Origin of the sequence: Flagellimonas sp. MMG031 (assembly GCF_040112705.1) — a bacterium.
Classification (GTDB): Bacteria; Bacteroidota; Bacteroidia; order Flavobacteriales; family Flavobacteriaceae; genus Flagellimonas.
In genome coordinates, this window is the sequence record NZ_CP157804.1 from 3,418,218 (window position 1) to 3,430,797 (window position 12,580).

Below are 12,580 nucleotides of genomic sequence, written 5' to 3' on the forward strand. Positions count from 1 at the left end.
TCAGGGCTTTTACTAGCTAACTCAAACAATTTCCGTTTTTTAAGCGGTAATTCTTACTGGAAGTTCGTACACTCTACCTGGCGCAACATTCTCCAATTGTACCCTTTTGTAGTTTAAACGGTTTTTTACAAAGCCATCCAATACCTCGTCTTCCGTTTTTACGGATAGTACGATCAATTCGCCATTTTCGGTAACAATGAAACGAACTTCGGCGCTCAATTCTTTGTAGTCCACATTGAATTGGTTGTCTTTCAACATTTCGTAAATCTGCCCGGAAAGACTTTTTTCCTTGGTTTCCTTTTTACCTTCTGATGCGAACGCACCCATGGTTACGAACAAAGCCAACGCCACTGTAATCGTCTTAAATTTTCTCATGATTTCTGTTTTTTGATTTTTATTGATGATTAATGATTTGTTAAAAAAGAACCCTATTCAAGAGCTCTTTTTAAAGACATCTCAAAAATAAGACGATTAAAAATCTAAAATGTTACAGTATCTGGGGATTTAACAAATGTTTAATGTTCCTAACCTTGGCCTAATACGTGGATTGGGGCCGGTATACATTTGGTAATTTCTTGGGTGTTTTGGGAAAGCTCTCAAAACGAACGGACTAAGGGATGAATATTCCGTTTCCAACCAAAAATGGATACAAAACGAACCAATTTTATAAAAAAAGGGCAACACCCTTGGGTATTGCCCTTCTGAAAAATATGATAGGTGAGACTAGCTCAATACTTCTTCCACTTTATCGGCAGCTTCTTTGAACTGCACCGCAGAATGCACCGCCAAACCAGAGTTATCGATAATTTCCTTGGCCAACTCAGCGTTGGTACCTTGCAATCTTACAATAATGGGCACTTGAATGGCATCGCCCATATTTTTATAGGCATCCACAACTCCTTGTGCCACACGGTCGCAACGCACGATTCCACCAAAGATATTGATAAGAATGGCCTTTACGTTGGGATCCTTTAGGATGATACGGAAAGCTTCCTCCACCCTTTTGGCATCGGCAGTTCCACCTACATCCAAGAAGTTGGCTGGTTCTCCACCCGCCATTTTGATCAAATCCATGGTCGCCATGGCCAAACCGGCACCGTTTACCATACAGCCCACGTTGCCATCCAAATCCACATAGTTTAGGCCAACTTCACGAGCTTCCACCTCGATGGGGTTCTCCTCACGAAGGTCTCGCATTTCGGCGTAGGATTTTCTTCTGTACAGTGCGTTATCATCTATGGTTACTTTGGCGTCAACAGCCATAATTTTATCGTCCGATGTCTTCAATACCGGGTTGATTTCAAAAAGACTGGCATCACTTTCTACGTATGCTTTGTAAAGTGACATCACGAATTTGGTCATTTCCTTAAAAGCCGTTCCGGACAAACCTAGGTTAAAGGCAATCCTACGGGCTTGGAAAGGCAACAATCCCAATCCTGGGTCTACCTCTTCTGTAAAAATCAAATGCGGGGTTTTTTCGGCCACTTCTTCAATGTCCATACCTCCTTCGGTAGAGTACATGATCATGTTTCTTCCAGTGCCCCGATTCAAAAGAACGGACATATAGAACTCGCTGGTTTCGCTGTCGCCGGGATAATACACGTCTTCGGCCACCAACACTTGGTGTACTTTTTTACCTTCAGCAGATGTTTGGGGGGTCACCAAGTTCATCCCGATAATGCTGCCCGCCAATTCTTCCACTTCCTTCAAGTTCTTGGCCAGTTTTACACCACCGCCCTTACCACGACCACCTGCATGTACTTGGGCCTTTATAACGTGCCATCCGGTACCGGTTTCCTCTGTAAGTTGTTTTGCGGCGTCTACCGCTTCTTTGGCGTTGTGCGCAACTATTCCTCGTTGGATCCTAACGCCAAAACTGGCTAAAATCTCTTTTCCTTGATATTCGTGAAGATTCATCTGTGAGTTTACTTTTGTTTGCTGACAAAAATAGAAAACACCGCTGACAAATTGAAGTTGTTAAATGAATAATTACCTTTTAAAACAGAATAACGGAGTGCTTTTCCAATGAAACCGCTACAACTTAAAATCTTTGAAGTCCAACGGATCAAAGTTTTTGAAGTGCCCGTTCATTTCGATCACTTCCTTGGTACGGTTGACTTTGTTCAATACATGGGTCGTGGCTTCCAAATGCGCTTTGATAAAGTTCAAACGATCGGTTTCCTTGGTCATTAACAATAATTCGTACTCCTGCTCAAACGAAAGCCCCATTTTGTGTGCCAAAGAGTAACTGTTGAATTGCTTGGGCGAGGTCTTGGTAAAAGGAACATCCATAATATCATAAAGTTCCTCTACTTTTTGCAGGACTTCCGCCCTTAAATCCACGTCGGCATCGTTCTCCGTTTCCAAGAAGGCGACTTCACCACCAGCATAGAGTTTCCCTTCCAATTGTTGTTCAAAACTCAAAACCTTAAAAATCTGTCGCGCCACGCAGACTACGTCCATTTCTCCGGACTCATAGGTATTAACCACTTCCACCAATTGAACTTCCGTCCCATACGAGATGGAATTATTTATATACACGGGAATACCAAAGGTGAGGGCCTCCCTCCTACAATCATGGATCAATTGCTTGTACCGATCCTCGAATATGTGAAGGGGCACGGTCTCGCCCGGATAAAACACCGACTGTAATGGAAATAATGGAAGCTTCATGTTCAATGTTGAGATTTCTTAAAAATACATATCAAAAATCAAAGCCACAATAGTAGCCATATCGACTATTGTTGCAAAACAAACAATTTGTTATATTTTGATAGATTAAATTAAATTTCTTGTAAGTAAGACCCGTAACACCTAGTTTTGTTTCAAATAATCTGTTTCATTATGAATGCTAAGGACTTACTTCAACTTACCGAAGAATTTGGTGCGCCATTGTATGTGTATGACGCTGATAAGATTACGTCCCAATACAAAAAACTGACCCACGCATTTAAAGGGGTGCCCCATTTAAAGTTGAACTATGCCGCCAAAGCGTTGAGCAATATCAGCATTCTCAGATTATTGAACAGTTTGGGCAGTGGTTTGGACACCGTATCCATACAAGAAGTAAAATTGGGGCTTTTGGCAGGCTTTAAGCCAGAGTCCATCATTTTCACTCCCAACGGGGTGTCTTTGGAAGAAATTGAAGAAGCTGCTGCGCTTGGGGTACAAGTCAACATCGACAACCTATCCATTTTAGAGCAATTTGGCAGCAAGCATCCCGATATCCCGGTCTGTATCCGAATCAACCCTCATGTGATGGCGGGCGGAAATTCCAATATTTCTGTTGGCCATATCGATTCCAAATTTGGGATAAGCGTTCACCAAATACCACATTTGTTGCGCATTGTGGAACTCACCGACATGAACATTAACGGAATACACATGCATACCGGCAGTGATATTTTGGATATCGATGTATTCCTGTACGCTTCGGAAATTCTCTTTGAAACGGCCAAAAACTTCAAGGACTTGGAGTTCATCGATTTTGGCAGCGGTTTTAAAGTGCCTTACAAAGAAGGGGACATACAGACCAACGTGGACGAGTTGGGCAAAAAACTGACCAAGAGATTCAACGAGTTTTGTAAGGAATACGGGCGGGAGCTCACCCTTGCTTTTGAGCCCGGTAAGTTCTTGGTGAGCGAAGCAGGCTTCTTTTTGGCCAAAGTGAATGTGGTGAAGCAAACCACATCCACGGTTTTTGCCAGTGTGGATTCAGGTTTCAACCATTTGATACGGCCCATGCTCTATGGGTCTACCCACGAAATTAGCAATATCTCCAATCCAAACGGCAGGGAGCGCTATTATTCGGTGGTAGGATATATCTGTGAAACCGATACCTTCGGTAGCAACCGCAGGATCAATGAAATCACCGAAGGCGATATTCTCTGCTTCAGAAATGCCGGCGCCTATTGCTTTACCATGGCTAGCAATTACAATTCGAGATATCGCCCCGCAGAGGTCCTTTGGCACAAAGGCAAGGGACACCTCATCAGAAAACGGGAAACCTTCGACGACATCTTGGCCAATCAAGTGGATGTGAAGGATTTATTTGAGTCGCCCAAGACCCAAGCGGTAAAGTAAGCACAAAGCTTTAGGGACTGTTAAAGACCATACTTTTTTGGCACAATTTTCGTTAGTTTTGTATCAACAGGACGACTTTAGTGTCAAAATCAAAGACTATGCGCTCAATTTTTACCCAAATCAGTTTACTTTTTGTAGCAGTTATCGGCTTTAACGTACAGGCCCAAGACATTAATTGGATATCTTGGGAAGAAGCCGTGCAACTTTCCCAGACGGATGCCCAGCCCAAAAAAATCTTTGTGGATGTGTACACCGACTGGTGTGGATGGTGTAAAAAAATGGACAAGGATACGTTTCAAAACCCACAGGTTTCCCAATATATGCAGGACAACTTTTATATGGTAAAAATGGATGCAGAGGGCAAAGACCCCATCCAATACCAAGGAAAGACCTTTAAGTTTGTACCCTCGGGAAGAAGGGGATACCACGAGCTGGCCGCAGCTTTATTGCAAGGCAAGATGAGCTACCCCACCGTTGTTTTTTTGGATGAAAATTTCAATATGTTGTCTCCCGTACCCGGATATCAAAAAGTAGAGCCCTTTATGCAGATTGCCAAGTATTTTGGCGACAATATCTACAAGGACAAGGATTGGCAAAGTTATGCTGGGAAATAATGCCTTCCCAAATTAGTTAGTACAGTTTCCGTTTATAATATTTTGTGCTGTGGGATTATATGCATTACCAACAGCGCCAAATGTACCTCCAAGTCCATCATTAATCAAAAAGGCTTGGAGTTCGCAATAATTAGTAAGACTTACGTTATTGGATATTTGAATATCCCCAAATACACTTGTTAGATTTGAAAAACCAACACTTAGCAAGCTGGTGTTTTCTTTTATATTGATGTTTCCCCCAACGGTAATTAGACCTGCCAAACCATCCAACAATGAAGTTGCTTGAATATTATCTATGGTTAAATCTCCATTTATCTGCGCTAAATTTTCCATTCCAGATAGGGATGTAAGGGTAGAGGTATCTGCTATGCGAGCATTGCCTCCCACCAAGGTAAGATTCGCCAGAAATCCCATGTCCGAAGTACTATTGGAGCTGTAGGATAGATCTCCTTCTATAGCGGTTAGACTGTTGAGCAGACCGATGGAACTAAGAGAACCATTAATATTTATCCTAAAATCGCCCATTACTGTCTCAAGTCCGTCAAACCCGGATATAGATACCAATAAATCGTTGTTTTGAATTTGAATACCACTACAAGTGGTTATACTAGAAAAACCCTGAACCGAAGTAAGTTGATTGTTTCCACTTATCCTAATCAGACCTGACACTAGCGATAAATCGTTAAACCCGTTGATTTCGGTAATAGCAGTACCAGTTATACCAAAATACCCTTGTACAGATTCCAAACTTTGTATAGCTGCCAAGTCTTGCAACAAAACTTCATTAAGAATTGAAAAATCTCCAACAATATTTCGCAAACTTTGAAGACCCATCAGACTTGTAATTGCGTTTTCTTGTATCGTAATATTGCCATCGATTTCCGTTAAGCTGGGAAAACCAGCCAAACTGGCAAGTGCTTCATTTCTAACTATCCTTACACCACCTCCAAGTGATGTCACATTTGATAATCCCTGAATGTTCTGAATCAAATCATTGCTGAAAATTTCAAGTGCTCCACCGATAACCGTTAGGTTGCCCAATCCATTGATTTCAGTAAACAAGTCATTCATACCAATCAATAAATCTCCTCCAACTGACGTAATACCGACTAAACCGTTTAAGTTTTCTAGTTGATCATTGTTATAAATTGCCAGAAAATTGCCCACAGTTTCCAATGAACTCAATGCGTCCAAATTTGTAATGTCTGAGACAATACCAGTATTATCCCCAATCGTCAAACTCCCAGTAATTTCCAAGAAATTATTGGAACCAAAATCATCAACCTCTTGTTGGGTCAATAAAACAATATCTCCATCATAGATAGTGCTGACCTCTAATGTTGTAAATGAGATTTCTTGACCATATCCAGTGCCAGCGTCATTGGTGGCATAAGCCCTCACGTAATATTGGGTGTTGGGTGTCAAGTCCTGAAGGGTAATTTCAAAATCTCCTATTCCTGAACCAAAGGAGGTATTATTATCTTCTATAGTAGGATTTGGATCGGTGCTCCAGCAAACACCCCGTGCTGTAATATCAGCACCTCCATCAGACGAGATAACTCCGCCACTTATTGCTGAAATTTGACCTATTTCAGTAATTTCTTTGGTTGTAACGGATGGTAAAGATGGATTTGTTGTGAATTGAACCTCATTACCATAAGAAACCCCTTCAGAATTTACTACATAAGCTCTAATTGAATACGTGGTGTTAGGCAAAAGCCCACTTAACTCACTAACAAACTCATCCGCGCCTTGCCCATTTTCGGTTATATCGTCTTCTATTGTTGGATTGCCATTCGTGTTCCAACATATTCCTTTGGAAATAATAGTAGTTCCGCCATCATCAGAAATAAGACCTCCACTTACAGCAGAACTGTCGGTTATATCGGTTACATCCTTTGTAGAAACAGCTGCCAGGGATACGTTGGTGGTAAAGGTTTTTTCGTCCCCGTAGGCAGTTCCTTCGGAATTTGTTGCGTAAGCCCTAAAATAATACTGTGTAGCACTTTCTAAATCGGATAAGGCAGCACTGAACTCCCCGTCACCTGTTCCATCGGTTGTTTTATTACCGGAAATAGTAGGATTTGAGTTTGTTCCCCAAGCAATACCTCTTGCTGTAATTGTTGCTCCACCATCATTGGTGATATTGCCTCCAACTCGGGCAGAATTATTGGTAATGGAGCTAGCCGCAATTGTGGTCACAGATGGCAAGTTAACTTCAACTGGCTCCTCACCACTTCCAGAATCACTTCCACAAGAAAATAATAGAAATAGAGAAAAAAGGGAAAAGGCAACTTTTCTGAACATAGTATAAGTGAGGTTGATTATTCACCTCAAGTATACGAAACCTATATCAGAAAAAAGCTACAATTGAAAAAAAACCGAATAAATTAACTTTTACTATCTGCTATAATTAGGACTCTCCTTTGTAATGGTTACGTTGTGCGGATGGCTCTCGTGGATACCGCTTGAAGTTATCTTCACAAAGCGTGCATTGTTTTTCAAGGCTTCAATATCCTTTGCGCCACAATAGCCCATACCAGCACGAAGACCACCGATAAACTGGTGCATACTTTCCACCAATTCCCCTTTGTAAGGTACACGGCCTACAATGCCTTCGGGCACCAATTTTTTGATATCGTCCTCTACATCCTGGAAATATCTGTCCTTACTACCTTGCTTCATGGCCTCAACAGAACCCATTCCTCGGTACGATTTGAATTTACGTCCTTCATAAATAATCGTTTCCCCGGGAGATTCTTTGGTACCTGCCAACAGCGAACCTAACATTACCGTATCAGCTCCTGCCGCCAAGGCTTTGGGAATATCCCCAGTGTAGCGGATTCCACCATCGGCAATTACAGGAATACCGGTGCCTTTTAAGGCTGCTGCTACTTCCAAAACCGCGGAAAATTGCGGGAATCCTACACCTGCCACAACGCGTGTGGTACAGATGGAACCGGGCCCGATACCGACCTTTACGGCATCAGCTCCAGCCTCCACCAAGTATTTGGCTGCTTCAGCGGTGGCAATATTTCCAACGACCACATCCAATTCTGGATAGGCCTCTTTCACCGATTTCAAAATGCTCACCACACCTTTGGTGTGTCCATGCGCAGTGTCAATAATAATGGCATCCACCCCAGCTTTCACCAAGGCACCTGCCCGCTCCACCGCATCGGCGGTTACCCCAATGGCTGCTGCCACGCGCAAACGACCGTATTGATCCTTGTTGGCAATCGGTTTTTGGGTGAGTTTGGTGATATCCCTGAACGTAATCAAGCCGATAAGTTCCTCCTTATCGTTGACCACGGGCAATTTTTCTATTTTATTTTCTTGGAGAATCACCTCCGCTTGCTGCAAGGAAGTTCCCTCGCCCACAGTCACCAAGTTCTCGGAAGTCATAACCTCCGCTATGGGCCTGTCATCATTTTTTTCAAAACGGAGATCGCGGTTGGTGACAATTCCGATCAGTTTTTTATTGTCGTCCACAATCGGGATTCCGCCAATACTGTGTTCCCTCATGCTGGCTTTTGCATCACGGACCACGGAGTCCAACGGAAGCGTCACAGGATCCATGATCATACCACTTTCGGCCCGCTTTACTTTACGGACCTTCAAAGCTTGCTGCTCAATGGTCATGTTCTTGTGTAGAACTCCAATCCCACCTTCCCTAGCCATGGCAATGGCCATACGGGATTCGGTCACCGTATCCATGGCCGCAGAAACAATGGGCACATTGATGGTGATATTTTTGGTAAATTTTGATTGAATATTGACTTCTCGGGGAAGTACTTCGGAGTAAGCAGGCACAAGAAGAACATCATCGTAAGTAAGTCCTTCGCCAACAATTTTGTTTTGGTGAGCTTCCATTGCAATTACGGATTAATTGCGTGCAAATATACCACTATTTTATTGGATTGTCACCAATCCCGCTAAAAGTGAAGCACAAAAGAAATTAAACCATACGTTTTTCTCCTCTCCAACACTGAACCAAAACCAAAATTGCGGCAGTTGAGTAGGTCACGGTCATTAAGATGCCCGAAAACACCACGATATATTTAAACCAACCAATACCCGACCACATCAAATAGATACCACCAAACGTTAGTATGACGGATAGGAAGGGTTCGAGGGTCAAAAACAGTTTTAGTTTTTTCGGGGCTTTGGTCAACCAAACCAATCCACCCAACAAGAAAAATATCAGGGACATGGAAAGGATATGCGTATGGATTACCGTAAGCATCTCACGATTGCCTTTTTTAAACTTCATGACTTCGGCTTCCATATCATCCTCGTTGCCCAAATAATTTTCCTGTACCCCCAATGGGGTGGTTGCTTCAGTTTCCTGCACAAAAAGCAGGCCTGTATAATAACCCACCGAAAGCACCACAACAAAAACAGCGACAAATAAGCGTAGTTCTTTGGGTAGGGCTGGTAGTACACCATTGTAATTCATGTGAAAAACCTTTTTTTGATACGCCAAAGATATTCATTTAGAATTAATCTAAATAAATTAAAGGATAACTACATCATCGTCAGCAGTAAAGTAAAACCAACCCAACTTTTATCGCTAAAAGAGATTACAGCAGCAGTAAGGACATTCAACCAAAATGGCATCCCACCCCAATCTAACAATATTTATTTATTCTAAATAAAGTTTGTTTTCTCCACAAGACCTCATACATTTGCCGACCAAAACTACCGCTTATTTAAAATAAGTCTTAATTAACGTTATGCGCAGATTATCCCTTACCATTGCACTATTGAGTTGTCTAACTTTTTTTGGGCAACAAAACCCGATTTCAACCGATTCATCAACCATCCAATTGAGCGAAGTAGTCCTTTCCGCCAAGGTTATTTTCGGAAGCAAGTTTGTCGCCAAAAACCGGACTGGCTCATCGTACTACCTTTCTCCAGAGGAAATCAAAAAGTTTAATTATACCGATATCAACCGCACCCTACGTTCTGTGCCCGGTGTCAATATTTATGAAGAAGATGGATTTGGCCTAAGGCCCAACATCAGTTTGCGGGGAACTTCTCCTGAAAGAAGCTCGAAGATCACATTGATGGAAGATGGCGTACTCATCGCCCCAGCCCCATACAGTGCTCCATCGGCCTATTATTTCCCTACCATAGCCCGTATGCAGGCCGTGGAAATTCTGAAAGGAAGCAGTCAAGTACAATACGGTCCATACACTACTGGCGGAGCCATCAATATGATTTCCACTGAAGTTCCGGATGATTTTGGCATATTTTTAAACAGTAGCTACGGAAGTTTCCAAAGTGGCCGTATCCATGCACAACTGGGGGATACCCAGAAAAATTTTGGTTATGCCGTGGAATACCTCAACTACAATTCCAACGGATTCAAAAATCTTGAAAATGGGGAAAATACCGGTTTTGATAAAAATGACCTCGTGGCCAAATTTAAAATCAATACCAATCCCGAGGCTCCTTTGGGGCAAGAGTTTGAAGTGAAATTCCAGTATTCGGATGAAACTTCCAATGAAACCTATCTTGGTTTGACCCAGGAAGATTTTGATGCAGATCCTTTCCGTCGTTATGCAGGCTCCCAAAACGACCAAATGAATACGGAACATTTTCAGGTGATGGGAACCCATGCCCTAAAGTTTAGTGACCAATTCCGAATCACAACCATTGGGTATTACAACGATTTTAGCCGCAATTGGTACAAGGTCGACTTCGTGACCGTTGATGGGGAACGCCAAGGAATCGGAAACATATTTGGCGACCCTACCACTTTTGATAGCTACATTGATTTGGTGACAGGTGCTGTTGACAGTGATGGAGACGATTTCCTCAATGCCCGCAATAACAATCGTGATTATCTATCCACCGGAGTTCAGACCAAATTGGACTACCACTGGAACGGTGAGAACACGTACCATGATTTGGAAATTGGATTGCGCTACCATTATGACGAAGAGGACCGCTTTCAATGGATAGACGATTATGCTATGGTGAACGGCAATATGCAATTGGTCAATGCTGGTATTCCCGGAACCAATGCCAACCGAATCAGTAGTGCGAGGGCCTTTGCCTCTTATGCGATGTACAAAGTGAAGATCAACGATTTGACCCTGACCCCTGGGCTTCGTTACGAGAATATCTCTTTGGAGCGATTGGACTATGGCACGGATGATATCTCCCGTGAAGGCACGGATATTTCTGAGCGACAAAACAAGGTCGATGTCTTTATCCCAGGTATTGGGTTCAATTATAATTTTGATAAACTATCCGTATTTGGTGGAGTTCACAAAGGGTTCTCCCCACCTAGCAATCAACCTGGTGAAAATCCCGAAGAAAGTATCAATTACGAATTGGGAAGCCGCTTTTCTTTTGCTGGAATCTCTGGGGAACTGGTCGGTTTTTACAATGATTATAGCAATCTTTTGGGTAGCGACCTTGCTGCTACCGGGGGAACGGGTTCCTTGGACCAATTCAACGCTGGAGAAGTAAAAGTTCAAGGTATTGAAGTATTGCTCAACTACAATTTCTTGGAGAACAACCCCAATTTACAACTTCCCTTAACCTTTGGCTATACCTTGACCGATACGGAGTTTTTAAACAGTTTTGGTAGTGAAAATGATATTTGGGGCGAAGTGAATTCCGGTGATGAGCTTCCTTATATTGCAAAGCATCAGTTCAATGCTGCCCTATCCCTTGAGCATCAAAATTTTGAAATCAACCTCAGCGGAAGGTACAATGGTGCGTTTAGAACTTTGGCAGGCAGTGGCCCTATTCCGGCCGATGAAAAAGTGGCCTCCAACTTTATTGTGGACCTTGGTGGACGATACCGATTCAACAAGCATTTGGCCCTCACTGCGAATGCCATCAACTTATTGGATGAAACCTATGCGGTGGCCAGGGTTCCCGCAGGGCTACGACCAGGACATCCCTTCGGGATTTACGCAGGTATCGAACTTCGATATTAATAGTTGTTCGTAAAAAAAGTAGATAAAGGCACTCTTCGGGGTGCCTTTTTTTAGTGGTATACCGAAAATAGCTCAGTTGCCTTGTTGAAGGCAGCCTCGAACACCATCCAATTGACCCCGGTATCCGCTTTTTGCTCGGTAAAATAGGACAACATCTTTTCGGTCGGCATATTCCCAGTAAGCTCATCCTTGGCCATGGGACAACCACCAAAGCCTTGAACGGCGCCATCAAAACGACGACAGCCTGCTTTATAGGCTGAATCCACTTTTTCATGCCATTTTGTGGGGGTAGTGTGCAAATGGGCCCCAAATTCAATATCCGGATATTTGGGAATCAAATTGGAAAACAGATAATCGATTACTTCCGGGGTGGAACTGCCTATCGTATCAGATAGGGAAAGGATACGGGTTCCCATTTCAGCCAGTTTTTCGGTCCACTCCCCTACTATCTCCACGTTCCAAGGGTCTCCATAGGGATTTCCAAACCCCATGGAGATGTAAGTTACCACTTCCTTGCCATGCCTATCCGCCAATTCCAGAATACCCTTCAAGGTTTCCACGGATTGGTCAATGGTTTTATGCGTGTTCCGCATTTGAAAGTTCTCGGAAATGGAAAAAGGAAAGCCCAAATAGTCGATGGCTTCGTGCTCGCAGGCATCTTGTGCCCCACGGACATTGGCAACGATGGCCAACAGTTTGCTTTGGGTACGGGAAAGGTCCAATAGCTCCAACACTTCTGCGGTATCCCGCATTTGTGGAATGGCCTTTGGCGATACAAAACTTCCAAAATCAATAGTATCAAAGCCGCAGCCCAGCAAAGATTGGATGTACTTCGCCTTTTCCTTGGCAGGAATATGGGTCTTGATTCCCTGCATGGCGTCTCTGGGACATTCTATGAGTTTTACCTGTGGCATAAGCTTCCGT

The 12,580-nt window shown here is 43.1% G+C and carries 10 protein-coding genes; 3 read left to right on the plus strand and 7 right to left on the minus strand.

The genetic code is table 11. The features are described from left to right. Nucleotides 1-39 precede the first annotated feature (39 nt). The 3 genes from ABNE31_RS15515 to ABNE31_RS15525 all read right to left on the minus strand — a co-directional run bounded on the left by ABNE31_RS15515 (nt 40) and on the right by ABNE31_RS15525 (nt 2,673). Entirely contained in the window at nt 40-375 is a 336-nt protein-coding gene (locus tag ABNE31_RS15515; RefSeq protein ID WP_349351785.1) for a hypothetical protein, read from the minus strand. Nucleotides 376-723: 348 nt separating this feature from the next. Then, nucleotides 724-1,917 carry an ADP-forming succinate--CoA ligase subunit beta gene (gene sucC / locus ABNE31_RS15520; RefSeq protein ID WP_127141370.1) on the minus strand — a complete coding sequence of 398 codons (1,194 nt, stop codon included), beginning with the start codon at nt 1,915-1,917 and terminating at the stop codon, nt 724-726. A 117-nt stretch (nt 1,918-2,034) separates the two neighbouring features. After that, on the minus strand, nt 2,035-2,673 hold the full coding sequence (locus ABNE31_RS15525; protein ID WP_293289638.1) for an LON peptidase substrate-binding domain-containing protein: 639 nt from the start codon (nt 2,671-2,673) through the stop codon (nt 2,035-2,037). Nucleotides 2,674-2,844: 171 nt separating this feature from the next. Between ABNE31_RS15525 and lysA the strand changes: the two genes are divergently transcribed. Together lysA and ABNE31_RS15535 are read left to right on the plus strand one after the other, a co-directional pair. Next, the gene (lysA, locus tag ABNE31_RS15530; protein ID WP_179384231.1) at nt 2,845-4,083 is read left to right on the plus strand and encodes a diaminopimelate decarboxylase; all 1,239 of its coding nucleotides are present in this window, start codon (nt 2,845-2,847) and stop codon (nt 4,081-4,083) included. Nucleotides 4,084-4,181: 98 nt separating this feature from the next. Continuing rightward, nucleotides 4,182-4,697, plus strand: a complete 516-nt coding sequence (locus ABNE31_RS15535; RefSeq protein WP_293289634.1) for a DUF255 domain-containing protein — start codon at nt 4,182-4,184, stop codon at nt 4,695-4,697. Nucleotides 4,698-4,709: 12 nt separating this feature from the next. Here ABNE31_RS15535 and ABNE31_RS15540 read toward each other — a convergent pair whose 3' ends face one another. The 3 genes from ABNE31_RS15540 to ABNE31_RS15550 form a co-directional block, all read right to left on the minus strand. Beyond that, nucleotides 4,710-7,004 (minus strand): fibronectin type III domain-containing protein, encoded by a 2,295-nt coding sequence (locus tag ABNE31_RS15540; protein WP_349351786.1) that lies wholly within the window; start codon nt 7,002-7,004, stop codon nt 4,710-4,712. A 93-nt stretch (nt 7,005-7,097) separates the two neighbouring features. After that, a complete protein-coding gene (gene guaB, locus ABNE31_RS15545) occupies nt 7,098-8,570 on the minus strand; it encodes an IMP dehydrogenase (RefSeq protein ID WP_127141366.1) in 1,473 nt (490 codons plus the stop codon). A gap of 85 nt (nt 8,571-8,655) precedes the next feature. After that, complete coding sequence (locus ABNE31_RS15550; protein WP_349351787.1) at nt 8,656-9,156, minus strand: hypothetical protein; 501 nt, start codon at nt 9,154-9,156, stop codon at nt 8,656-8,658. Nucleotides 9,157-9,433: 277 nt separating this feature from the next. Between ABNE31_RS15550 and ABNE31_RS15555 the strand changes: the two genes are divergently transcribed. Beyond that, nucleotides 9,434-11,656 carry a TonB-dependent receptor gene (locus tag ABNE31_RS15555; protein WP_349351788.1) on the plus strand — a complete coding sequence of 741 codons (2,223 nt, stop codon included), beginning with the start codon at nt 9,434-9,436 and terminating at the stop codon, nt 11,654-11,656. Between the two features lie 50 nt (nt 11,657-11,706). Here ABNE31_RS15555 and ABNE31_RS15560 read toward each other — a convergent pair whose 3' ends face one another. Further along, entirely contained in the window at nt 11,707-12,570 is an 864-nt protein-coding gene (locus ABNE31_RS15560) for a hydroxymethylglutaryl-CoA lyase (RefSeq protein ID WP_349351789.1), read from the minus strand. Nucleotides 12,571-12,580 lie beyond the last annotated feature (10 nt).